Annotated in this window: 17 protein-coding genes; 13 read left to right on the plus strand and 4 right to left on the minus strand. The window is 30.7% G+C overall.

What is annotated here, in order from left to right; genetic code table 11:
- Positions 1 to 5: 5 nt before the first annotated feature.
- Positions 6 to 590, minus strand: a complete 585-nt coding sequence (locus D1816_RS01490) for an ACP phosphodiesterase (protein ID WP_118500909.1) — start codon at positions 588 to 590, stop codon at positions 6 to 8.
- 164 nt (positions 591 to 754) lie between these two features.
- Between D1816_RS01490 and D1816_RS01495 the strand changes: the two genes are divergently transcribed.
- From D1816_RS01495 to D1816_RS01545, 11 genes are all read left to right on the plus strand, one after another.
- Positions 755 to 1,678 carry an SMP-30/gluconolactonase/LRE family protein gene (locus D1816_RS01495; protein ID WP_233565311.1) on the plus strand — a complete coding sequence of 308 codons (924 nt, stop codon included), beginning with the start codon at positions 755 to 757 and terminating at the stop codon, positions 1,676 to 1,678.
- Between the two features lie 112 nt (positions 1,679 to 1,790).
- Positions 1,791 to 3,179 carry a phosphoglucosamine mutase gene (gene glmM, locus D1816_RS01500; protein WP_118500910.1) on the plus strand — a complete coding sequence of 463 codons (1,389 nt, stop codon included), beginning with the start codon at positions 1,791 to 1,793 and terminating at the stop codon, positions 3,177 to 3,179.
- A 292-nt stretch (positions 3,180 to 3,471) separates the two neighbouring features.
- Positions 3,472 to 4,350, plus strand: a complete 879-nt coding sequence (locus D1816_RS01505; protein WP_066311723.1) for a hypothetical protein — start codon at positions 3,472 to 3,474, stop codon at positions 4,348 to 4,350.
- Between the two features lie 838 nt (positions 4,351 to 5,188).
- Positions 5,189 to 6,955 carry a fatty acyl-AMP ligase gene (locus D1816_RS01510; protein ID WP_066311721.1) on the plus strand — a complete coding sequence of 589 codons (1,767 nt, stop codon included), beginning with the start codon at positions 5,189 to 5,191 and terminating at the stop codon, positions 6,953 to 6,955.
- A gap of 147 nt (positions 6,956 to 7,102) precedes the next feature.
- On the plus strand, positions 7,103 to 8,884 hold the full coding sequence (locus tag D1816_RS01515; protein ID WP_118500911.1) for an acyl-CoA dehydrogenase family protein: 1,782 nt from the start codon (positions 7,103 to 7,105) through the stop codon (positions 8,882 to 8,884).
- 15 nt (positions 8,885 to 8,899) lie between these two features.
- On the plus strand, positions 8,900 to 9,178 hold the full coding sequence (locus D1816_RS01520) for an acyl carrier protein (protein ID WP_066311718.1): 279 nt from the start codon (positions 8,900 to 8,902) through the stop codon (positions 9,176 to 9,178).
- A 110-nt stretch (positions 9,179 to 9,288) separates the two neighbouring features.
- On the plus strand, positions 9,289 to 13,353 hold the full coding sequence (locus D1816_RS01525) for a non-ribosomal peptide synthetase (protein WP_118500912.1): 4,065 nt from the start codon (positions 9,289 to 9,291) through the stop codon (positions 13,351 to 13,353).
- A 181-nt stretch (positions 13,354 to 13,534) separates the two neighbouring features.
- Positions 13,535 to 13,969: an SRPBCC family protein gene (locus tag D1816_RS01530; RefSeq protein WP_066311710.1), complete on the plus strand. Its 435-nt coding sequence runs from the start codon at positions 13,535 to 13,537 to the stop codon at positions 13,967 to 13,969.
- A 34-nt stretch (positions 13,970 to 14,003) separates the two neighbouring features.
- Positions 14,004 to 16,358 (plus strand): RND family transporter, encoded by a 2,355-nt coding sequence (locus D1816_RS01535; RefSeq protein ID WP_118500913.1) that lies wholly within the window; start codon positions 14,004 to 14,006, stop codon positions 16,356 to 16,358.
- Between the two features lie 23 nt (positions 16,359 to 16,381).
- A complete protein-coding gene (locus D1816_RS01540) occupies positions 16,382 to 17,188 on the plus strand; it encodes an outer membrane lipoprotein-sorting protein (RefSeq protein WP_066311705.1) in 807 nt (268 codons plus the stop codon).
- Between the two features lie 312 nt (positions 17,189 to 17,500).
- The gene (locus D1816_RS01545; protein WP_147405119.1) at positions 17,501 to 18,769 is read left to right on the plus strand and encodes a DUF1302 domain-containing protein; all 1,269 of its coding nucleotides are present in this window, start codon (positions 17,501 to 17,503) and stop codon (positions 18,767 to 18,769) included.
- A gap of 89 nt (positions 18,770 to 18,858) precedes the next feature.
- Here the strand turns inward: D1816_RS01545 and D1816_RS01550 are convergent, their stop codons facing one another.
- Entirely contained in the window at positions 18,859 to 19,758 is a 900-nt protein-coding gene (locus tag D1816_RS01550; protein WP_066311699.1) for a lysophospholipid acyltransferase family protein, read from the minus strand.
- A 59-nt stretch (positions 19,759 to 19,817) separates the two neighbouring features.
- Positions 19,818 to 20,717: a lysophospholipid acyltransferase family protein gene (locus D1816_RS01555; RefSeq protein ID WP_118500915.1), complete on the minus strand. Its 900-nt coding sequence runs from the start codon at positions 20,715 to 20,717 to the stop codon at positions 19,818 to 19,820.
- A 180-nt stretch (positions 20,718 to 20,897) separates the two neighbouring features.
- Here D1816_RS01555 and D1816_RS01560 point away from each other — a divergent pair, with 180 nt between their 5' ends.
- Positions 20,898 to 21,554 (plus strand): rhomboid family intramembrane serine protease, encoded by a 657-nt coding sequence (locus D1816_RS01560; protein WP_118500916.1) that lies wholly within the window; start codon positions 20,898 to 20,900, stop codon positions 21,552 to 21,554.
- Between the two features lie 55 nt (positions 21,555 to 21,609).
- Here the strand turns inward: D1816_RS01560 and D1816_RS01565 are convergent, their stop codons facing one another.
- Positions 21,610 to 22,746 carry a TlpA disulfide reductase family protein gene (locus D1816_RS01565; RefSeq protein WP_066311690.1) on the minus strand — a complete coding sequence of 379 codons (1,137 nt, stop codon included), beginning with the start codon at positions 22,744 to 22,746 and terminating at the stop codon, positions 21,610 to 21,612.
- Between the two features lie 392 nt (positions 22,747 to 23,138).
- Here D1816_RS01565 and D1816_RS01570 point away from each other — a divergent pair, with 392 nt between their 5' ends.
- Positions 23,139 to 25,502, plus strand: a complete 2,364-nt coding sequence (locus D1816_RS01570) for a cell surface protein (RefSeq protein WP_066311689.1) — start codon at positions 23,139 to 23,141, stop codon at positions 25,500 to 25,502.
- The last annotated feature ends 63 nt before the right edge of the window (positions 25,503 to 25,565 follow it).

A 25,565-nucleotide genomic window follows, 5' to 3' on the forward strand; every position in this document is an offset into this window, starting at 1 on the left:
GAGAATTAAAGTTTTGACATTTCGTCTTTGGTGTAGTGTTCAAGCTGCTTAAAAAAAGAATGAAATTCTGAATTAAAGTCCTCATAATAACTTTCGAGTTCTACAACAGCTAGATGCATCTTAGATTTATTTTTTGTCCTTCTATTCATGCCAGCCAATACATCTCCAATTCCCGAAACTGTTGCATAACTAAGCAACCAATTATCTTGGATCATATAGGGAAGAAAATTTTGAATTCGTTTAGGTAAAATATCATAGTTTTCTTCTAATAGCTTATAAAAACCTAAAGTATATTCTTTAAGCGGAATATTAGAATACTCACTCCAATTTGCAGCCAAAAAATGATCATAAAGGATATCAACAATTACAGAACTGTAGTGACCGTATTTTGGGAATAACCTTGATACACTTTGTCGTACAATAGCATTTGTATCTGTATAAAAGTCGATTTTACGATGTAATATGATGCCTTGACTAATGCGTTCAGGATAGTCTAGATACTTTTTTCCTTTTACAGAATCGGCTATAAAATTGCCTATTTTAAGTTCTGGATCATCACCAGAAAGATAGATATGGGCTAAAAAATTCATTGTGTTAAAATACGAGTTTTTTTAATTATACATTCTACTTTATTGCTGTTTATAGTTCTATTACAGTCATTGATATAAAAAAAATGTTTTTCGTGGTTTAAGATTCTATTTTTGAGAGGATAACTGAAAAATGTATGAAACATAATTCTTATTTACACGCTAGCATGACAAAAATTAGATATTGTCGTGTTGTATATTTACTTCAAGTAGCTGTAAATGTTATTGTTGTAAAATATATGTTGTTGGTTTTTATGGTATGCCCCTTTTTGTATTCATGTACCGTAATTAATGAAAGTTCGGACTTTACAGATGAGGGAACATTTACGAGTGGAATTGAAGGACCAGCTACAGATGATTCAGGAAATATTTATGCCGTTAATTTTGATACGGAAGGAACTATAGGAAAAGTAACACCAAACGGAATAACTTCTATTTTTTTAGAACTCCCTAACGGAAGTATAGGAAACGGAATACGATTTGGAAGTAAAGGAGACATGTATATCGCAGATTACAAAAATCACAATGTATTAAAGGTTGATATGAAAACGAAAGTAATAGACGTTTTTGCACATGATTCTAGTGCTAATCAACCCAACGATATAGCAATAGGAAACAATAATGTTATTTATGCCAGTGATCCTAATTGGTCTAATAATACAGGGAATCTTTGGAAAGTAACTAAAGAAAAAGGATTCGAATTGCTCGAAGGAAATATGGGCACAACTAATGGAATAGCAATGAGTCCAGATGGAGAAAAACTTTATGTGAATGAATCTGTTCAAAGAAAAGTATGGGTTTACGATATAAATGAAAGAGGTAGGTTATCAAATAAAAAATTATTCTTTTCATTTAATAAGTATGGTTTAGACGGAATGAGATGTGATGAAACAGGAAATCTTTATATATGTCGTTATGAAAAAGGTACTGTTGTCGTATTATCTAAAGAAGGAGATTTACTAAAAGAATTTAGACTTAAAGGAAAAAAACCAACAAATATTACGTTTAGTAATGATTTTAAATTGTTTTATGTTACCGTTGCAGATAGAGGCAATATTGAAGTAGTAAGAAATACATTACAAGCGATGTAAAAGCTTAAAAAAGAACCTCTTTCTTTTCAAGATTTTATAGTACATTAAATTGTACCGGTTCATTGTATCTTGTACATTTGTTTAAAATTGAAACAAATCAAGGAAGATATATATGACATTAATAAAATCAATTTCAGGAATTAGAGGTACAATTGGAGGATCTGTAGGTGAAAATTTAACACCTATAGATACGGTTAAATTTGCTTCCGCTTATGGTAGTTGGTTAAAAACAGATACAAATAGTGACCATCCTACTGTAGTAGTTGGTAGAGATGCCCGAATTTCTGGTTCGATGGTACAACAATTAGTTATGAATAGCCTAATTGGGTTGGGGATAAATGTAATTGATCTTGGACTTTCTACAACGCCAACGGTAGAAGTTGCAGTTACTTTAGAAAAAGCCGATGGAGGAATTATTCTTACCGCTAGTCACAATCCAAAACAATGGAATGCTTTGAAACTTTTGAATAATAAAGGAGAGTTTTTGAATGCAGAGAATGGAAAGAAAATCCTTGAAATAGCAGAAAACGATGCATATACATTTGCTGAAGTTGATGACTTGGGAAGTATTACTATAAACGATACCTATATAGACAAACACGTAGATGAAGTTTTAAACTTATCTCTTGTCGATGTAGATGTTGTTAAAAATGCAGGTTTTAAAGTAGTTGTAGATGCAGTTAATTCTACAGGGGGAATCGCAATCCCTAAATTACTTAAAAAAATGGGGGTTGACGTAGTTGAATTGTATTGCGACCCAACAGGTCATTTTCCGCATAACCCAGAGCCCCTAAAGGAACATCTTACTGATTTGTCTGAACTAGTGGTAAAAGAAAAAGCAGATTTCGGTTTAACAGTAGATCCAGATGTAGACAGATTAGCATTTATGAGTGAAGATGGTGAGATGTTTGGAGAAGAATATACTTTAGTAGCTTGTGCTGATTTTGTACTAGGAAAAACTCCAGGAAATACTGTTTCTAACTTATCTTCGAGCAGGGCATTAAGAGATGTCACTCAAAAACATAATGGAGTTTATGAAGCAAGTGCCGTTGGAGAAGTAAATGTAGTAGAAAAAATGAAAGCAAATAAAGCGATCATAGGAGGAGAAGGTAATGGAGGGATTATTTATCCAGAATCCCATTACGGAAGAGACTCTCTCGTAGGAGTCGCATTATTTTTAACACATTTGGCAGAGAAAAAGTGTACGGTAAGTGAATTAAGAAATAGTTATCCATCTTATTTCATGAGTAAAAATAAAGTGCAACTTACACCTGGATTAGATGTAGATGCAATTTTAGAAGAGTTTCATGACAAAAATAAGACAGAAGAAGTTTCTACTGTTGACGGAGTTAAAGTAGATTTCTCTGATTGTTGGGTACACTTGCGTAAGAGTAATACAGAACCTATCATTAGAATTTATACTGAAGCATTGAGTCAAGAAAAAGCAGATCAACTTGCAGCAGAAACTATTACTACGTTAAAGAATATTGCAGGTATTTAAACTGTAGTGCTTTACCGTATATTAGGTAAAATATAGCAAACAGTCCATTCATTTCTATTAGTTACATAAATGAATGGACTGTTTTTTATTTCAATAATATTGTTTTTTACTTGTATTTATGAATTTTGTTTTATGAATAATTCTAAACATCATTCTCTTTTCTAAAATATTTTTAGCTTCATACTCTTGGCATTAGAAATGTCTTTTTTTGTTTTGGATCAAATAGAAGTGTATTTTGTACATGATGAATTTCGTATATTTGAAAACCCCTAAAAACAGTTAGTCTATTACCATGAAAAAAATAAGGATTATACAAGAATTAAAAGAACATATTGTTCCCTTATCCAAAGAAGAATATCATTTATTGAGTGAAAGTATAATTTCTGAAGGATGTAGAGAAGCTTTGTTGGTATGGGAAAAAGATGATGACCTTATTCTTATCGATGGGCATAACAGGTATCAAATTTGTACCGACCATAATATTAAGTATAAGACTAAAAAAATGATTTTTTCTAGCATTGAAGATGTCAAATTTTGGATGCTTAATAATCAACTTGGTAGAAGAAACCTTAACCCAGATCAGTTAAGTTATTATAGAGGCTTAAAATATTGTTTTACCAAAAAAAGTAGAGGAGGATATGCAAATGTAGAATCAAAGGGTCAAATTGAACTTTCGACTTCAAAATTATTGTCTAAAGAATTTAATGTTAGCGAAAGTACAATTAAACGCGATGAAAAATATACCATGGCCCTTAATTTAATAGGGGATACAAACCCTAAACTTAAACTACAAATATTAATGGGTGAGATCAGAATGAAAAAATCTGACCTAGCGGTATTATTACAAGCCCAATCTGTTGACGATTGGATTATTGTTAATGAATCAGATTTAAGACACAAAATTAAAATCACTAAAGAAGATTTAGAAAGGAAAAAAAGCATTTCCGAATTTGATAAAATCGATACTTCATCTTCATATGAATTGGTCAATGGTGTCGATACATTATTCTTAGATCAAGACAGTAGACTTAATTTGATTAAGGGTAAAATATTATCAGCTGTTAATTCACTTATTAAGAACAGAGATAAGAATTCATTAAAATTGCTAAAAAAGCAGATAAATAAATTAGAATTAGAAATACTACATACTAAAGAATTAAAAAAACACTAATAATTTCAAATAACTTGATTTCAGTGTGTTATTTATTAGTTGTCTACCTACTGTTTACCTTTTTTAACAATTTATTATCTCAAGTCTACTTATTGTAGACCTTAGTTATGTCTAGAATTTATCAATATTATCTATTTTTGAGCCCCCAAATAATAGTCTTTAATAACACTATTATCTTTAAAATGATGTAAGTACAGTTTGTGTTTTTTGTAATACGTAACTATATACATAAATTTAAATTCAAATATTCCTCATGAAAATTTCGAATTTATAATTTAAAAGATATAATAAATCAATTATGTTTATTTAACGTTTATTTAAAAGCCCAGTTGCATTTCGTTAAATTTTAATTATTCATATTTGCAGTGTAATAAAGTACAAATATCCCCTCATATATAGTCGTCATAAAAGTAAATTTATTTAAATTTTTAAAGCTAAACCTGTTTAGTTTTGAAAAATAGAGAAACGCTGGAATAATGTCAATAATTAATAATTAAATCACTTTTTGTGATCTTACTTATTAGTTAAATAGTTGGCTAATTCTAGAGTTTTAAAACAGAAATATATTATTTTATTTTAAAGTATAATTTATGTGAACCTATGTAATAACAATCAATTAGAGCATTTTTAAGTAGCCTAGTGAAATGCAATGAAATAGTTATGACTTAAATAATATTTAATTTTATCTCGTAATTAAAAAATGATAGTTGATCTTTTTGTATTGAAAACAATTTATACTTGGGGTATAAATGAGTTCATTAGAATAAACAGGAATATATTCTTATAATATGAGAAGGTCGATTTATTAAAGAAAATTAATACTCTTAAAACCTTTTAAATGGAAACAAAAAATTTTAAATCAATCGCAGAGATCTTGTACTGTAGGGGTGAAATCGAAGCGAACAAAGTAGCTATTACTTTTTTACAATCAAAAGACAAGAAAGAAGAAATCACGTATGGTGAATTGTCAAATAGGGCAAAAGCTATAGCAAAGCAACTTAAACAAAAATTAAGTTTTGGAGATAGAGCTCTTTTACTTTATCCTCCTGGACTAGAATATATAAGTACTTTTTTTGGATGTCTTTATGCAGGTGTAATTCCTGTACCAGCTTATCCGCCAGATAGCAGAAATACAGAAAGATTGTTAATGATTATTAAGGATTCTGAAGCAAAATATGCGTTAAGTACATCTCCTGTTATAGAATATGTAAATTCACTGGTTGGAAAAAACATTTCTAATGACAACAGAAAAGAAGGAATGGACTGTTTAAATAACATAGGTTGGATAGCCACCGATTTAATAGATTCTTCTAGTACAATAGCATATGATACAAATGAATTAACCCCAAATGATATTGTTTTTTTACAGTATACATCTGGTTCGACTGGAAACCCTAAAGGAGTTATTTTAAACAATGAAAATCTTCTTGATAATTTAGAGGTAGCTCGAGAATCGTTTGGGTTTTATCCAGATACATATATGGTAAGTTGGTTACCTCCTTATCATGATATGGGATTAATAGGAGGTATATTGCAACCGCTATATAGCGGTATTGGATTAACATCTATGGCACCGATGACATTTCTTAAAAATCCTTTTATATGGTTAGAAGAAATATCTAAAAGAAAAGAAAAAGGAGGTGTTATAAGTGGAGCTCCAGATTTTGCATACCAATTATGTACAAGAAAAATAACCGATGATAAATTAGAGTTATTAGATTTAAGTAACTGGAAAGTGGCTTTTAGTGGAGCAGAACCGGTGAGAGAAAATACATTAATTGATTTTAATGAAAAGTTTAAGGCATCTAATTTTAAACCAGAGTCATTTTTTCCAGTATATGGTCTTGCAGAAGCAACACTATTAGTTTCTTCAGGAAAAACACAAGTAAATCCAAAAATTATTAGTGTAGACAAAGAGGTTTTAAAAGATCAAATAGTAAAAGTTCTTGATAAAGATAATAATGATGAAAGCTTATCTTTTGTGTCATGCGGTACCAAAGAAGATGGTCATGAAATAAGAATAGTAGATCCTGAAACGCTAACATTATCTGATGATTTAACTATTGGGGAAATCTGGATTAAAAGCCCAAGTGTAGCTGTAGGATATTGGGGAAAAGAAGATTTAACAGAAGAAATGTTTCATGCGTTTGTAAAAGATACTGGTGAAGGACCATTTTTTAGAACTGGAGATCTTGGGTTTATGATAGATGAAAATTTATATATTTCAGGAAGACATAAAGATTTGATAATTATTCGAGGTAAAAATTATTACCCTCAAGATATAGAACATACAGTACAAAAAACTCATGAATCATTAAGACCAGGATGTGGCTCTGCTTTTGCAATAGAAAATGAAGATGGAGAAGCGCTTATTGTTGTGCAAGAAGTGAAGCGAGAATTTAGAAGAAAAGTTGATGTAGACGAAGTTACAAATGCGATATGTATGGCAGTGTCTAAAGAATACCAAGTACAGGTAAAAGATGTTGTATTAATAGAGCCATCTTCGTTTCCTAAAACTACCAGTGGAAAATTACAAAGATTGGCTTCAAAAGATATGTATTTAAAAAATAACTTACAGCCCGTAAAAGCAACTTTAGTATGCTAATAACTAATTAATCGTACCAAATACGTAAGATTAATTCGATTTATTTTTAAACTTCATAAACATTGACAAAATAGGTATTCATAAATGATACCCGGTTAATGTATTGATGAATGTTTGATTGATTATCTAACTAAATTAAGAAAGAATATGTCTGTAGATATAATTAAAATACAAAAATCAATAATTTTTGATAGACTTGCTATTGTAGAAGAGTTGGAACAATTTCTAGAGAGCCCTTTTGATGAATCATCAGCAATTTCATTTAAAAAATCAGCCGAACTTGATGAAAATGAAATATTTCCTCATCAAGAAATTAAAGAATTACATAAGTGGAGATATAATGAATATTATATTCCCGAAGAATTTGGTGGAAAACTAAAATCTTTCGAAGAGTTATTATTTCTTACAAGAATGATTTCTAGAAGAGACTTATCTATTTCGATTACCGATGCGCATACGCTCTTAGGATCACTGCCAGTTTGGATTGCTGGATCAGAAGAACAAAAAGAAGAGTTAGCCGAAGCGATAAGAAATAGTAGATCTGCTTGCCTTGCAGTAACAGAAAGATCTCATGGAAGTGATCTTAATTCGAATGGAGTATATGCAGTGCAGTCAGATGATGAAGTGTATCATTTGACAGGAGAAAAATGGCCAATTAATAAAGCTACATTGACCGATATCTTATGTGTTTTAGCAAAAACTAATGATAAGAAAGATTCAAGAAGCTTATCTATTTTAATGGTAGATAAAGAAAAACTAACACCTGATACCTTTTCGTATCGTCCAAAGATCAATACACTTGGCATTAAAGGATGTGATATAAGTGGTATTGTATTCGAGAATGCAGTACTACCAAAAAATGCACTTGTTGGTAAAGAAGGTGCAGGTCTTGAAATAACATTAAAAGGATTTCAAATAACAAGAACTCTTTGTGCCGGTTTATCTCTTGGTGCAGCTGATACGGCATTAAGAACTACACTGAATTTTGTCTTAAAAAGACAATTATACGGAAAAACTGTTTTTGATATACAACATTCAAGACATACATTAGCCAAATCATTTATTGATATTTTAAGTTGTGATTGTCTAGCTATTGCTTCCTCAAGAGGGTTACATGAAATAACTTCTCAATTTAGCGTGTGGTCAGCAATTGTAAAAAATTATATACCACAAAAAGTAGAACAAAGTATACAAGAATTATCTGTTATTTTAGGGTCAAGATTTTACTTTAGGGATGATCATGACTATGGCGTTTTTCAAAAAATGATGAGAGACAACTCTATTATTAGCTTATTTGATGGTAGTACAATTATTAACAAGCATTCTTTATCACTTCAACTTAAATTTTTAGCAAAAAAGAGAGCAAAAAGTAGAGGTATAGATTTAGAAGAGAAATTAGAAAAGATTTTCTCTCTAAATAAAGATGTTAGCAATATCAATTTTGATAAACTAGACCTTTTTAGCAAAGGAAATAATATAGTACTACAAGGTATAGAGTTTGCGCTTTCTAAATTAGGAAACTTAAAAGGAAAAAGTAATGTTTCTCCTAAGACATTATCCGAAATCCTTAACTTAACAATAGATCTTATTAGTAATTTAATGGATCTTGAGAATAAAGTAGATAAATTACCTGTAGTAGAATCAGGACACAATCTTGAAACCGAATATTTTGATCTTGCTCAGGATTATTGTCAATTGCATACAGCGGCTACCTCAGTATTTATGTGGATATATAATCAAGAAGAATTAGGACCATATTTTGCAAAAGGTGAATGGCTGGTCCTTGCTTTACAGAGAACTCTGGACTCTTTTACAATTTATAAGAAAGAACTAGATAAAGAATATCTAGAAAACACAGCAAAACATTTATTAGAATTACATCAAGAAGGTAAGTTATTTTCTATAACACCTTTTCAACTTTCAAATTAATTAAAAACAAAAAAAATGTCAGAAAAAACTGAAACTATAGAAGTGGGGGCAAAAAATACTTCTATAATTGAAATGGAAAATTGGTTAATCAATAAAGTGGCAGAACATTTAAGTATGGATAGTGAAAAGATTTCTGTTCATGAAGAACTGGTGCTATATGGTTTAGACTCTATGAGTGCTATTATGATTTCTGGAGATATAGAAGAAAAACTTAATATAGAATTACCTTCTACTACACTATGGGATTATCCAACAATAGATGCAATTATGTCGTTTCTTAAAGATAAAATTTAATAAGAAACACCATAACCAATTATTAAGAATTTAAGAAAGTAACCAAAACAACTAGTATATATTTTCTTTTTTATTCTTAAGGCTTACCATATTCTTAAAACTAAAAAATAATGAAAACCGATTTTAACATAGATCAAAATACATCTCAATCATATCCACTATCCAAAGAACAAGAAGGGTTGTGGTTTTTACAACAACTAGACCCAGATATTTCGGCTTATAATGTCGTTTTTGGTGGGGAAATAGAAGGACATCTAGATATTCAAACTCTTGAACGTACATTTAATTTTTTAATTGAACGTCATGATGTTTTAAACACAACATTTGAAACAATTGAAGGTAAACCGTATCAAAATTTTGAAAAAAATATTGTTAAAGGATTTGATATTCAGTTAAATACAGATGTGTCTGAAATAGAAGAAATAGTAAAATGTATTGATAAGGATACAAAAAAACCATTTAATCTTAGTACAGATAGGTTAATTAGAGCAAATTTATATCAAAAAAATGATCAACAGCATATATTGGTGGTAACGGCACATCATATCGCTATTGATCTATGGGGATTGGCTATATTACTTAATGAGCTAAGATTAGTGTATACGGCATTTAAGACTAATGAGACTCCACAATTAAAACCAATAACAGCTAATTTCAGAAACCATGTAAATGATCAAAAAGCACTCTTGTTTTCTGAAAAAGGAGATAGTTTATTAACCTATTGGAAAGAAAAATTATCGGGAGAATTGCCGGTATTAGACTTTCCAATAGACAAAGTGAGGCCAAAATTATTAACTTATAATGGCAAAGTAGAACGATTTTCTTTAGACCAAGAATTAAGCAATGAGCTTGTAGAGTTGGCTAAACAAGAAAGTGTAACGCTTTACATGTTGTTATTAGGAGCGTACAGAATTCTTTTACAGCGCTACACAAATCAAGAAGATATTTTAATAGGAGTTCCTGTTGCTGGTAGAGGTAAAAAAGAAACAAGAAATATCATAGGTAATTTTGTAAACACCATTGTATTAAGATCTTCTTTAGATACATCTAGAAACTTTTCTGATTTTGTAAAAGATATTCGTAAAGATGTAATCGATGGGATGAAACATCAGGAATATCCTTTTTCAGAACTTGTAAAGGAACTACTTCCGGATAGAGATCCTGCAAGATCTCCATTAATTCAGACCGCATTTGCTTGGGAGAGATTACCTGTTTTAGATGATGTTATGGCATCTTTAGGAACAAGTCAAGATTCGTTATTAGATATAGAGTTGTTTGATGTTGATCAACAAGAAGGACAGTTTGAGATAAGTCTTGAAATGGGGAATGAAGTCGATGGAGAATTACATGGATTATTTAAATATAATACAGATTTATTATCTAGTGAAACTGTGGTTCAGGTAATCCAACATTTTAAAAACCTACTACGATCGATAGTGAAAAATCCAGAATTATCTATAGCTAAACTCCCAATATTACAGGATGCCGAACAAGAAGAGATCCTAAATATTTGGCAGGAAAAACCACAAGAGTTTCCTAAGTTTAATACGTTACATCAAGGATTTGAAGCAATGGTTGTTAAAAACCCAAATGCCATTGCCGCAGTGTATGACAATACCGAAATGACCTATGATGAATTAAATAAAAAAGCAAATGCTCTTGCTCATCATTTAAAAAGCCTGGGAGCTAAAAAAGGGACATTAATAGGACTTTGCGTGGATAGATCTATCGAAGTACTTGTAGGAATAATGGGGATTTTAAAATCTGGCGGAGCATACGTTCCATTAGACCCTAAAAACCCAAAAGAACGATTAGAACTAATTATTGATGATGCTAAGACTCCTATAATAATAACGCAAGGAAAAGAAAAAATAGCAATAGTAGATGATCAAATTGAAATAGTTGATTTAGACATGGATTGGCCATTAATAGAAACCAATTCAGATGAAAATTTAGATCTGGTTACAGGAAAAGATGAATTAGCATATGTAATTTATACATCTGGTTCTACAGGAAAACCAAAAGGAGTATTAAATACACACCATAATGTATTACGTCTCTTTACTGCTACGGATCATTGGTATAAATTTAGTGAGAACGATGTATGGACTTTGTTTCATACCTATGCTTTTGATGTTAGTGTTTGGGAAATATGGGGAGCACTATTATATGGCGGTAAACTAGCTGTTGTTTCTTATGAAGTAAGCAGAACACCAGAGTTGTTTTATGATCTACTTGTAGATAAAAAAGTAACCGTATTAAGTCAAACACCTTCGGCATTTAAACAACTTATAGAGTATGAAGTATCTTTGGCAGCACCAAAAGATTTATCACTGTCATATGTTGTTTTTGGGGGAGAAGCTTTAGATATACCTGCCTTAAAGCCATGGGTAGAAAGACACGGGGATCAATCCCCTAAGCTTATAAATATGTACGGTATTACAGAAACTACTGTACATACAACATATAGAGAAATAGTAAAAGAAGACCTATTATCACCAAAAAGTATGGTAGGACAGCCAATTACTGATATGAAAATTCATTTATTAGATGGTGAATTAAACCCAGTACCTTACGGAGTTACAGGAGAGATTTATGTTGGGGGAGAAGGATTAGCTGTAAAATATCTAAATAGAGAAGAGCTCACCGCAGAAAGGTTTATAAAAGACCCTTATAGTACTGATGCGAATGCACGATTGTATAAAAGTGGAGATTTGGCACAACTTTATAAAAATGGAGATTTAAAGTATATAGGAAGAGCAGATACTCAAGTAAAAATTCGAGGCTTCAGAATTGAACTTGGTGAAATCCAAACATTATTAACAGCACATCCTAGTATTAAAAATGCAGTAGTAACAACAAAAAATATAAATGATAATGATATACGAATTGTAGCTTACTACAGCATAGAAGAAGAGAAAGAAGTTACTGATAAGGCCTTGAGAAATTATTTAGTAAACAGATTACCGGATTACATGATACCATCGATTTTTATGGAAATGGAATCATTTGCACTTACTATTAATGGAAAAATAGATTACAGAAAACTTCCTATGCCCAAAATTAAAAGAGATGATGTTGAATTGATCTTACCACGAGATGTAGTTGAATTAGAATTACAGAAGATTTGGGAAAAAACTCTTAAAATTTCACCAATCGGTGTGAAAGATGATTTTTTTCAACTAGGAGGACATTCAATGTTAGCCGTGAGCATAATGAGTGATATTAAACTATTATTTGGTGATAGTTTTGCAATTTCTGTTTTGTTTCAATACCCAACAATCGAAAAATTAGGTGAAATAATCCGTGAAAAGAAAGAGATCGCCAAAGGTTCACCTCTTGTACGGTTACAAAAAGGAAAATCAGATAAACACCCAGTATTTTGTATTCACCCAATAGGAGGTAACGTTTTTTGTTATTCACCAATGGTAGAATCTATTAAAGATGAATATGAAATTTATGGTTTACAAGTGCCTTATTTATACGAAGATGGTACACCTCATATTACAGTAGAAGATATTGCAACGGATTATATTGATAACATTAAATCGGTTCAGGAAGAAGGACCCTACCATTTAGTTGGGTATTGTTTTGGAGGATTAATCGCTACAGAAATTGCACATCAGTTAAAAGAACAAGGAGACCAGATTGGGACACTAAACTTATTAGATACACGATCTCCATTGTATGATGATGCAGAAGAGTTTGATGATGCTATTCTTTTATCATGGTTTGCAAGAGATCTTGCATTACCATATGGTAAAACACTTACGATACCTCCAGAAGAGTTAAGAGAATGTGAATCTGTAGATAAAATGTTTGAACTTGTGCTATCCCGCGCAAAAAATGAACATATCGTAACAGATGATATTAATCAAGATCAAATGAGACGATATCTTGATGTGTATATCTCTAACGGAACCGCATTATCACTATACGAAGCGAAACCATACAACGGACGGATAAATTTATTAAGAGCAGTACATGAACCACTTATAGAACAAATAGGTATTAACCTAGGGTGGGATCGTTGCGAAGTTAAAGATCTTAAGGTTTACGATGTACCAGGTAATCATAATACTATGATGTATAATCCAAATGCAATTGTACTAGCAGGAACGCTTCAAAAGGTACTGGCAGAGTATAAAGAAGTTGAAACAGCGGTATTACTATAAATGGTAATAACTAAATAAAAAAAACAATAGCTCGTCAGAAAGTAATAATCATAACTTTTTGGCTAATTCAAGCAATACTAATTAATATCATTTTACGCTTTCTGATGAGCTTTTTATTTAAAAAACACCAATAAAATAAGCATTGATAACAGTATCAAAATAAATAACAAAACACAAAATCATGATATCTATTAAGCAAACATTTTATTTAGATCATAACATCAAGGATGTTTATGAATTTGTAAATGACTCAGGAAATGAAGTCGATTGGGTTTCTTCTGTGAAACAAGTCGAACAATTAGCAAATGATCAATTAAAACTACTATATGATTTTTTAGGTAGAAAAGAAACTTTTGTTATGCAAATCACAACAGAAGCATATCATCTAAGAAAGTATACAAGTACTGAAGGAGTTTTTCCTATGAAAGGAGAACAAAGATTTGAATCTATAAAAAACGGCAATGCAACAAAATTTGAATGGTATTTCGAAATGGATCCAGGAAAGTATTTTGGTATCATACCATTACTAATCATTAAAAAAGCAACAGAGAAAGTCATGAAAAAAGATGGAACAAATCTTAATAAACTGATTTCTCAAAGTATGATGAGTGTATAAGAATCATAACCCCTAACTAATTTTATTTTTTAAAATGAAACTCATAGCTAATATTATTTATAAGAGACCATGGATTGTCCTTATTGGACTTTTGGTCACTACTGTACTCTTAGGAACCGGAGTTACAAAACTTGAAACTAAGAATAATCAGGACTCAGAACTACCAGAAGATGATCCAATTGTAAAAACAAATGATTATCTGGAAGAAGTATTTGGAAAAAAAGATGTTTTAATAGTTGGTATAGAAACCGAAAATATCTTTAACAAAGAAACACTTAGTAAAATCATTAATATCTCTCAGGAAATAGAAACTGTACAAGGTGTTATTGGAGATGAAATCACAAGTTTATCGACAATTAATAACATACAAGGTAAAGATTGGGGGCTAGATGTAGGGCCATTAATGGAAGAAGTTCCGGCGACCAAAGAAGAAATTCTAGAACTTAAAAAAGAAGTTTTTTCTAACGAACTGGTTATTGGTCGCTTAGTGTCCGAAGATGCTACTTTTACATCTATAATAGCTAATCTTGACGAGGATTATGATCAAACTGTAGTTTATAATGAAATTTCTGAAATTATTAAAAAGCATGAAGGACAAGAGAAATTTTATCTTGCCGGTGCACCTATAAATTCTCATGAAATTGATACGGGTATTCAAGATGATGTAAACCTTCTTTTACCCTTAGGGCTTTTATTAGTACTTATTGGGTATTTCATTTCGTTTCGCTCTGCAAAAGGCGTAATACTGCCATTTGTCGTTGTTGTTTTAAGTATAATTTGGACAATGGGTTTAATGGGGCATATTGGTTTTCCTATAACAGTTGTATCTTCGGTATTACCAATGCTTATGATTGCTATATCAAGTTCTTATGGTATTCATGTTCTTCATCGATATTATGAAGAAATCTTAACTAGTGAGAACAGAAAAGTAGCAGCCAGAGAAACGGTAAAAAAAATAGGACCAGCAGTATTAATGACAGGGATAACCTCGGCAATAGGATCTGCTACTCTAATAATTTTTAAAGTCACCTCTATACAAGAATTTGGAATTATTACTTCATTGGGTATAATCTCTACGTTACTAGTATCTATTTTATTTATTCCTGCAATACTTGCATTGTCAAAGAAAAAAGGAGAGAAGAAGAGTACAAAAAATAGAGAGGTACTTCTTAATAAATTTTTATTGTGGGTAGCCGCCGTATCCTTAAAATATAGGGTGAGAATTTTGATCTGTACATTACTACTATTTGTTATTTCGGGTATTGGGATTAGCAAAATTAGAGTAGGTAACGATTTTATAAAGTATTTTCCAAAAGAACATGTTTTACGTTCTACGTTCAATAAATTTAATGACAAACTAGGAGGAGTTCGTACTATGGACATAATGATAGAAGCTAAAGAAGCTGATATGATTAAAGATCCAACATTTTTAAAAAAGATAGCGAATTTTCAAAAATTTGCAGAGTCTCAACCAGGGATTGGTTATAGTAGTTCGTTTTCGGATATTATTAAGCGAATGAATCTACAAATGAACGATGCAGATCCTAAGTTTAATACCATTCCAGACTCAAAAAATACGATCGCCCAGTACTTATTACTGTACTCCATTTCAGGAGATCCAGGAGATTTTGGAGATCTTATAGATTATGATTATCAAAGAGCCAAAGTCAAACTTTTCTTGACCACATCAGAGCAAGAAGAACATATAGCGTTGTATAAGAAGTTTGAAACCTATGTTAATGAGAATTTTAAAGGAGAAGCAAATATTGAGTTTGGAGGAGAAGTAATGTTCTGGTTGGCTCAAATACGCTACATCGTTAATGGTAAAATTCAAAATATTTTCTTAGCCATTTTAATTGTTTTAGTGTTTTGTGTTATCGTATTAAGATCAATATCTCTTGGGTTACTAAGTATTGTTCCATTAACAGTATCTAGTATTTTAACTTTTGGTTTTATGGGCTTTTTAGGTATTCGATTAGAAACTGGTACAGCTATTATAACTGCAATAGGAATAGGTATAGGTATCGATTTTGCAATTCATTATTTATTGCGATTTAAAGAAGAAATGATGATTACAAACGGAAATTTAGAAAAGGCAACCGAGACAACTATTCTAACTTCTGGGAAAGCAATAATTTATGATGTAGTATCCAATATTCTTGGATTTATCGTATTTATTTTCTCTGGATTTTTACCCATACAATATTTTGGATGGTTGATATCATTAACTATGATAACAGTGGCCTTTGGTTCTTTAGTATTGTTTCCTTCACTTCTAGGAATTTTTAAACCTAAATCGTTGTTTCAGCAAAAAATGATTGTGGTAAAAGAAGAAACACCACCAAAGATTATCAAAAAAGAAATGGCATTATCAGAAGAATCTAATTAAAAAAATATAAAATACTTAAAACAATGAAAATTTTTAAAGCAATAAAGCTATCAGCAATTCTAGTTGTATTTTCTCTTAACGTATCAGTGTTATCAGCGCAAACAGGTTTAGAGGTTATGACCAAAAATGAAAAACAAGTTTTTGCAGATGACGAGAAAGTAGATATCACTATGACTCTAGTAAATAAGAAAGGAAAAACTAGAGTTAGAACCATAAATCAAGTAACAAAAAGTGATGAGGCTCGAAATCGTTCATCGATTATACGATTTACATCTCCATCAGATGTAAAAGGTACTTCATTTTTAGCGATAGAGTACTCTGATAGAGATGATGATCAATGGTTGTATCTACCAGCTTTAAGTAAAACCAGAAGAATCTCATCAAGCAATCAGACAGATAATTTTGTTGGATCTGATTTCACATATGAAGACTTGGCAACAGAGGATCTTGAGGATTTTAAATATACAAATGTAAAACAAGAAACTTTAGATGGTCAAGATTGCTTCTTAGTAGAAGCAATACCTGTTTCAGAATCAAAAATCAAAGAAACAGGATATTCAAAAAGAGAAATATATGTTAGAAAATCAGATTTTGTGATTGCTAAAGTGAATTTCTATGATAAAAATGGAGTTCATTTCAAAACACTAACTACTGGTGATATTAAAAAGGTAGTTAATAATGAAAAATCCAGAGCATATGAGATAAGCATGAATAATCTTAAAACGAATCATAAAACCATTTTAAAATTTTCAAATTTTCAAATTAATACTGGAGTAGAAACAGATTTGTTTTCTAAACGAAACTTAGAGAAAGAGTACTCTTACGACTAGAAAATTATTGTATAACCCTTAATATTTGCCTATGGAATTATAGTTTAAAAAACCAAAAAGTAATAGAATAGGTATTCTTATAATTTGTTTAAAGCCACGTACTGATTGATTTGTGTGATTTTACAAGAAACAAATTAGAGAATATCTATTCTTGAATACTAGAATTCATAGAAAACTCAAAAAAGGGATAATCAAATACATAATAATATAAACTTATAATCAATTGTCATTTTGAGTTGTAGACAACTATATAGAAACAATACAAAAGATACTAGAAGAAACAGTTTTTGTAAAATTAAGTTTGCTAGTCTTTTGTTGATAATAACAGCCATACAATCTACATTTTCCCAAAAGGAGAAAAAGTATAACATCGGTGGTTTTGTTGAATTAGATCACATTAGTTATTTTAAAAATACAGAAGAATATGATACCAAAGTCAATTCTAGAAATCAAGGTATTTTACAATTAGAGTTAGACGGTAGTGTTAATGATAAATACCATTTTTTTACCGGTATCGAAGTAAGAAATGATATCTCAGATGCAGATCGTGAACGTGTTTTTATCGATGAAGCTTATATCGATATTTACATGAAAACTATGGATGTAAGAATCGGAAAACAAATAATCAATTGGGGAGAGGCAGATGGTATTAACCCAACTAATAATATTAATCCAATAGATTTTTCAGATATAATTGATACCGATGACGAACGTATAGGGGTATACTCAATATCATCAAAGTATTACATAGATGATATTACTATTCAAGGGGTTTTTATTCCCGTTTTTCAGTCTAGTAAAATACCTAGTACAAACTCTAGATGGTTTGTAGATTTTCCCACAACGGTTACACTTCCTACTGGAGAAATAATTCCCGCTCAATTTGTATTACAAGAGACGCAAGAACCTCAAAAGGATATAGAAAGTGCTCAATTTGCTTTAAAAGTAAGTACAACAATTAAAGGATGGGATTTTTCTGTTAGTTATTTTAATGGTTATGATGATTTACCATCTTTTAGTCGACAACTTTCACAAGACCAAAACGGACTAACAAATGTTTTGATTACTCCAGAAATTGAACGACTACAAGTGTTTGGGGCAGATTTTTCTACAGCCTTGGGTAGTTTTGGTTTACGTGGAGAAGCAGCTTATTTTAGAACTGAAGATCAGGATGGTACCAATCCTTTTATAGATGATTCTTTTTACCAGTATGTTATAGGGTTAGATAGAACATTTACTGATATTATCGGCGAGAATAATTTATTTGTAATTGCGCAATGGGTACATCAGATTATAGAAAGTGGTGAAGATGCACCAAACACAAATCTTAATAATATTTTTCAAGAATCTTTTGTAGCAAGAGCAGAATATGAAATCAATAATGATGCAAAATTTATTGTTCAAGGTATACATGATATCAAAGTAGACAATACCTATGTTCAATCAGAATTGCGTTATAATTTAAGTAGTGGTGTTAACTTAAGCGTAATAGGCGATTTTTTTGGCGGTAAGGACAATACTTTTTTCGGTAATTATCAAGATAATAACAGGATTCAAGCACGATTAAAATATAGTTTCTAGGAAATAATTAATGACTTATACGAGTAAAAGTAATCATCGAATGGTAAATCCTTTCTTGTGATTTAGATTCTAGATTATTTTTACTTGTATTAATCAACAACAGCGCCTTCTGGAATTGGTCCATTTCTATGTTTCCAACGTTTATGAGTCCAAAGGTAATATTCTGGGTTTTTATGGATTTGCTTTTCCAGTAAACGTAGGTATTGTTTTATAACAAAGTACTTTTCTTCTTCTTTACTATTTTCTGAGATAGGTATAAATCGCACTTCATAATGTCCTCGTTTCACTTTTTCGACATGAAGATATAGAACAATAACATCAAGACGTTGCGCTAAAAATTCACCCCCCATAAAAATAGGTACTTTGATTCCCATAAAATCAGTCCAATATTTTGCATTAGAAATTTTAGGAGATTGGTCAGAAATCATACCATATCCGCATACAGTGCCGTCTTGTTTGTCTTTAATTATTTGTCGGGCAACTTTATGACTAGCAATTAATCTTGAGTTAAAACGTCCTCGAATGCGATGAGCTAACTTATCAAAATGTTTGTTTTTAATTTGTTTGTAGATGCCAACACAAGGATTTAAGGATACGAGATCTACCGCATTAGACCATTCAAAACTACCATAATGTCCCATTAATGTGATAATACTCTTATTCTTTTTTTCAAACTCATGAAACTCATCAAGATTAACGACCTTATATCGTTTTATTAATTCTTCGCGGCTAATAGATAATGACTTAGTCATTTCTAAAAACATATCACACATATGCTTATAAAATGCTTTTCGTATTATTTGTATTTCTTTTTTAGTTTTTTCAGGAAAAACAAGGGTTAAGTTTTCCGTAACTGTAGTTCTTCTATACCTAATAATATAGTAGACAATTAAATATACAAAAGTAGAAAAGGCATAAAAAATTCTCCAGGGTAGTTTAGAAATTCCTAATATAATCGGATAGGCTAACCTATATATAAGTAAGTGCATGAATTGAAGATTAGCGGACAAAGGTAAACTTATTTACCATTAATAAGTAAATAAACTCTTTAATCTACTGTTGCGCCTTTTGGTTTCTCTGCATTACGATGTTTCCAACGTTTATGGGTCCATAAATAATACTGTGGTTCTTTATAGATCTGTTCTTCTAACATTCTTAAATAGTCTTTAACAATGGCATAATCCTCACAACTTTTAGGATCATCTGTAATGGGGACAAATGTAGCTTCGTAATAACCTCTTTTAATTTTACTCACTTTTAGGTAAAATACATTTAGATCTAATCTTTTGGCCAATACTTCTGCTCCTACAAAAGTGGGTACTTTAATGCCCATAAAATCAGTCCAATATTGTGATCTATGTAACTTTGGAGATTGATCAGAAACCAAACCGTACATATAAACTCCATCTTTTTTCTGATCTTTAGTAATTTCTTTCATGGCATTTCTGTTAGGTATAAGACGCGAACCGAAACGAGCACGGATTCTTTGAACTAATCGATCAAAATATATATTACCTAAAGGCTTGTAGATACCAACTGCTTGTATTTTTGTTTGTATATCAACAACATTAGACCATTCATAACTTGCATAATGTGCCATAAAAACCATCATACTTTTTCCTTTAGCCTCTAGGTTCTTTAAATCGTCAAGATTAGTGACTTTAAATCGTTTGATCATTTCTTCATTAGAGATAGAAATAGACTTTATCATCTCTAAAAACATATCACACATGTGCTTATAAAAACCTTTTCTAATCTGCTTAATTTCTTTAGGTGTTTTCTGGGGGAAAACCAACTCCAGATTCTCCTTCACTGCTTTTTTTCTGTACCCGATAATGTAATATACAAAGTAATAAATACCAGTAGAAAACGCATAAAATAACCCCCATGGTAGTTTAGAAATACACCACAAAATGGGGTAGACAACTCTATAAATAAGTAAGTGCATGTATTAAGAAAAATTTGATTGTAAAAATAAGGGTATTTTATGAAATCTAAAAAAATCAAAGACCCATTAACCGTAGTATAACTCCATTATACTATTGGATAAAGTACTTCTTTAACAAAATTAAAATGGGTTTTGAGAGGACAAAATATGTGGTATATTTGAATAAAATTATTGTTCCGTATGGGAAAACTTGATCTTGATATAGTAATTATAGTAATTATTGGTGCTAATATTTTAATGTCGTTAAAAGGGTTTAATGACTTTTCTTTTTTCGAAAAATTTAAATTTAATATAGGAGGGGTTCGTAGAGGAGAGCAGGTCAGAATGTTAACTTCTGGTTTTTTGCATGTAGATATGATGCATTTGTTTTTTAACATGCTTACTTTATATTTCTTTGCACCTGTTGTTCTAGGTTTTTTAGGAAATGTAAAATTTTTGATTTTGTATTTTGGAAGCTTGTTAATGGGGAATTTATTTTCATTGTACTTTCATAAAGATGAGTATCATTATAGTGCCGTAGGGGCAAGTGGCGCTGTTTCAGGGGTTATCTATGCGGGAATTTTGTTCAGACCTGATATGAGTTTATATCTTATGTTTATTCCTATTCCTATTCCGGCTTATATTTTTGGGATTGGTTATCTATTATATTCTATTTTTGGAATGAAAAATAGTGTTGGTAATATTGGTCATGATGCACATTTTGGAGGTGCAGTTGGGGGATATTTCATAACACTAATTATGGCACCATGGCTTTTTCAAGAGAATTTTTTAATGATAATATTATTAGCTGTGCCAATTATTATCTTATTTGTTATGCAAAGACTAGGAAAACTATAAGTATAAAAAAACGACCCATTAGGGTCGTTTTTTTATACTATTATAATTCAATATATTATAAAGACTTTTCTCCTAATAATTCTGAGATTTTCTTCTCTAGAGCAGGACCACGTAGGTTTTTAGCAATTACTTTACCTTCTTCATCTATAATAAATGTAGCAGGTATAGAACGTACCCCGTACGCTTGCGCTATTGGATCTTGCCAGAATTTTAAATTAGAAACATGATTCCAATTTAAATCATCATCAGCAATAGCCTTTGTCCAGGCTGTTTGTTGTTTATCTAAAGAAACACCAATGATGTTAAGCCCTTTATCATGATACTTATTGTAAACTCTAACTACATTAGGATTTTCCATTCTACATGGTTTACACCATGAAGCCCAAAAGTCTATAATTGTAATTTTACCCATAGATTCTTTTAGAGACAATAATTTACCTTCTGGAGTTGGACCAGAAAAATCTTCGGCAGTACTACCCATATCTATACGTTTCTGCATAGATACTGCTAAGGTTTGAGCGATTACTTGATTGAGATTTTTACCTAAACGACTCTGTTTTACAGTATCCTGCAACGCAGTATAGGTTTCTTGAGCTTCTTTAGGAGGTAACATTTTAAGGTTAAGAAGATCTCCTAATGCCATAACAGCTACTAATGAACTAGTGTTATTTTCTGCTATTTTTAATCTATAGTTTTTTTCGCTATCTCTTAATTCTTCTTTTTTGGCCGCGATTGCAAGAGCTTTATCACTTTCGTTTAGCCTAGATGCTATTTGATATTGATTATTAAGTTCAACTCTCTCTTTGCCAAACTCGTTAATTTTTTGGATGTATTCAAAAAATAATTTGTTTTCGTTACCTCCTTCAATAATAGAAGAACGTAAACTATCCTTATGAATCGTCATCTTAATTGCATTATTCTCTGGAAGAAACAATACATTACCTTGAATATTATTAAAAGTAAGATAATTAAAATCATTACTTTCTGCAGGGGGTAAGTTTAGTTTAAATTTTTCCTGTTCAATTGTTGTAGAATCAACTATTATAGGACGTCCGGAGTGGCTAATGGCGTTAATAAACACTTTTGTTCCGTTTTCAAAACCAGCTGTTTTGGCATTGATCGAATATCCTTTTTCTTCTTTTGTGCAAGCTGCAACTAATACTAGTAAAGCAAGCAGAGCAATTCTTTTCATAAAATTCATATTTCTTGACAGTAAAAGTAAAGAATCATATGTATATACTCAAAATATTAACGTTGCAGATGAGGTAATTGTTAAAGGATTCTTATAAAGAACCTAAAATTACACCTAAAACTGACAAAATGTTGTAACAAATACCCCTTTAGGTCGTCTTATAATTGTTTTGATAGTAGATTGAAAATAAGAATACTATGTAATGATGTAATTAATAAACCGACTAATATTTATTTATTTGATTTTTTTCTGACTTTCGGTCCAATTATTGTTAAAGTATTCGTCTTAGTAACAGAAACGATATTAAAAAAATAAAATTTAATTAATTGTTAATATCTGTTTAACCAATTTTTAATGCATTATTTTTGCTAAATTAGGGTAAATAATTATATATGAGGGCTTTAGATCAGGATTTTCCACTTGACATTTGGATTAGTTTTTCAAAGTTTTTTGAACAATATAGAAACTACTTAAAGAGTGATAATGAACTCCTTAAGGATAGAGCTATACGTGTTTTAAAAATAGCTGAAGAATATCCTGAATTAGAAGAAGGTATAAGATCAGAAGAAAGAGTACAAGAATTATTACCACAAATTAAAATGGTTCTTGAAGATTCTTTTGCCCAAATATTACAATCCAACGAGATTAAAATAGCTACAATACCATTTAATAATAATGTTTTACAATCTTCTGAACGTTATAAAAATATTATTAAGGCAGCTGGTAAAGATTTTGAACCAGAAATTAAAAATCTTGATGAAGATCACTATTTTATAATGGGATGTAGTATTATTTTAAAATCATACTATGGGTATAGTATTGATTTTAGAAGACCATTTTTTTACGATATTCCTGATGAGAATGGTATTACAAGACATTACAGAATAATGTATAATGCTGATTTTATAGAAATTATAAAAACCGATGATGCTCGGGATATTACTAAAGAAGACGTAGCAGAGTTACTAGATAATTTTGATAATGTAGAAGTTTGGAAAGAAAAGTTCCCGCCAAATAGTTGGATTTTTAAAGGTATAGTTCTTGCTAATATGTTTGACGTTACTACAGACGTTTCTTTATCTGATTTCAAGACAAGCCTTATTAAATATGATAAAACCCAAGGGGATTTTGTAGATAGTTTTCAGGCAATCTTTAGGGCTATATTTAATTTACATGAAATAAAAGTAGGATTCTCTAATTATAACCCAGAAGAAGAGGTACTTGAAAAAGTACCTTTGCGTAATATAGATAGTTATATTCTTTTTAATAGATATTCTGATAGATGTGACACTGCACTTTGTGGAGGGACAAATTATTACCTTTTTGAAAAGTCGACGTATTTTGCAATATCAGATGTAAAAAGATATCAAAAGTCTACTCCAGAGGAGAAGATGTATGCTAATTTAATAGAACAAAATATAAATAGTGCCATTCTTGCTCCCATAAAGAGTGAAGGAAAAATGCTAGGAATTCTTGAAATTGTTTCACCTAATGTACATGAGCTTAATAGCATCAATGCAAATAAATTGCAAGATGTGATGCCATATTTGGTGGATTCAGTGTTACGCTCTAAGTCAAAAGCAGAAAATGAATTAGAATTGATTATTCAGCAGGAATGTACATCAATTCACCCTAGTGTACATTGGAAATTTAGGCAAGAAGCTAAACAATTTATGCGTTCAATGTTAGAAGGCACTCCAACTTCATTTAAAGAAGTTGTATTTGATAATGTATATCCACTATATGGGCAAATCGATATTAAGGGGTCTTCTGAAGCACGTAATTTTGCCATACAAAAAGACTTAGTTTTACAGCTTAAAGGTATTGCTAAAGTTCTGAATAAGGTAATAGAATCTGATCCATTACCAATATATGAGCAACTAAACTATAGAACAAATCGCTACATTAATTCTATCACAGAACAATTACAGGTAGATAGTGAACAAAAAATTGTAAACTTTATAAAAAAAGAAATCACACCGCTATTTAAGCATCTAAAGAAGAAAAATAGTGAGTTAAATATTCTTATCGAACAGTATGAGGATGTACTTGATAAAAACATTAAAACGGTATACAAACATCGTAAAGCTTATGATGATTCGGTGATGTTGATCAACAAGAAAATGGCCGCATTATTAGATCAAAAACAAGATGAAGCGCAGGGTATGTACCCGCATTACTTTGAAAGATTTAAAACTGATGGTGTTGAGCATAATATGTATATCGGAGAGTCGATTACAAAACAAAATAGTTTTAATAAAGTATATCTTTATAACCTTAGACTTTGGCAATTACAAGTAATGTGCGAAATGGAAAATGCATATTATCAAATGAAAACTGATTTGCCAGTAGCACTAGATGTAGCATCTATGGTTTTAGTTTTTAATGCCTCATTATCTGTTAGGTTTAGAATGGATGAAAAACGTTTTGATGTCGATGGGACCTATAATGCCAGATATGAAGTTGTAAAGAAAAGAGTCGATAAATCTAAGATTAAAGGTACAGATCAAAGAATTACAGAAAAAGGCAAGCTAGTAATAGTATATTCTCAAAGTTCTGACGAAAGAGAATACATAAAATATATCAACTTTTTACAGTCAAAAAACTACCTAGAAGAAGAAATAGAAGTTGTAGAGATCGAAAATTTACAAGGTGTAACCGGACTTAAAGCATTACGCGTAAATATTCTTTATCATAAAAAAGAAGATAATAAGGAGTTTTATACTTACGAAGATTTAATGAAAGAACTTAATTAAATCTTTTAAATAATAGCATAAGATATTTCTTAGTTTCTTGATCTAATAATGTGTTATGCTTAT

Origin of the sequence: Aquimarina sp. AD10 (genome assembly GCF_003443715.1) — a bacterium.
In the GTDB taxonomy this organism is placed as follows: domain Bacteria; phylum Bacteroidota; class Bacteroidia; order Flavobacteriales; family Flavobacteriaceae; genus Aquimarina; species Aquimarina aggregata.

Coding starts and splice junctions, on each gene's coding strand:
- D1816_RS01490 (WP_118500909.1), bottom strand. CDS start 590: ATGAATTTTTTAGCCCATATCTATCTTTCTGGTGATGATCCAGAACTT.
- D1816_RS01495 (WP_233565311.1), top strand. CDS start 755: ATGACAAAAATTAGATATTGTCGTGTTGTATATTTACTTCAAGTAGCT.
- glmM (WP_118500910.1), top strand. CDS start 1,791: ATGACATTAATAAAATCAATTTCAGGAATTAGAGGTACAATTGGAGGA.
- D1816_RS01505 (WP_066311723.1), top strand. CDS start 3,472: ATGAAAAAAATAAGGATTATACAAGAATTAAAAGAACATATTGTTCCC.
- D1816_RS01510 (WP_066311721.1), top strand. CDS start 5,189: ATGGAAACAAAAAATTTTAAATCAATCGCAGAGATCTTGTACTGTAGG.
- D1816_RS01515 (WP_118500911.1), top strand. CDS start 7,103: ATGTCTGTAGATATAATTAAAATACAAAAATCAATAATTTTTGATAGA.
- D1816_RS01520 (WP_066311718.1), top strand. CDS start 8,900: ATGTCAGAAAAAACTGAAACTATAGAAGTGGGGGCAAAAAATACTTCT.
- D1816_RS01525 (WP_118500912.1), top strand. CDS start 9,289: ATGAAAACCGATTTTAACATAGATCAAAATACATCTCAATCATATCCA.
- D1816_RS01530 (WP_066311710.1), top strand. CDS start 13,535: ATGATATCTATTAAGCAAACATTTTATTTAGATCATAACATCAAGGAT.
- D1816_RS01535 (WP_118500913.1), top strand. CDS start 14,004: ATGAAACTCATAGCTAATATTATTTATAAGAGACCATGGATTGTCCTT.
- D1816_RS01540 (WP_066311705.1), top strand. CDS start 16,382: ATGAAAATTTTTAAAGCAATAAAGCTATCAGCAATTCTAGTTGTATTT.
- D1816_RS01550 (WP_066311699.1), bottom strand. CDS start 19,758: ATGCACTTACTTATATATAGGTTAGCCTATCCGATTATATTAGGAATT.
- D1816_RS01555 (WP_118500915.1), bottom strand. CDS start 20,717: ATGCACTTACTTATTTATAGAGTTGTCTACCCCATTTTGTGGTGTATT.
- D1816_RS01560 (WP_118500916.1), top strand. CDS start 20,898: ATGGGAAAACTTGATCTTGATATAGTAATTATAGTAATTATTGGTGCT.
- D1816_RS01565 (WP_066311690.1), bottom strand. CDS start 22,746: ATGAAAAGAATTGCTCTGCTTGCTTTACTAGTATTAGTTGCAGCTTGC.
- D1816_RS01570 (WP_066311689.1), top strand. CDS start 23,139: ATGAGGGCTTTAGATCAGGATTTTCCACTTGACATTTGGATTAGTTTT.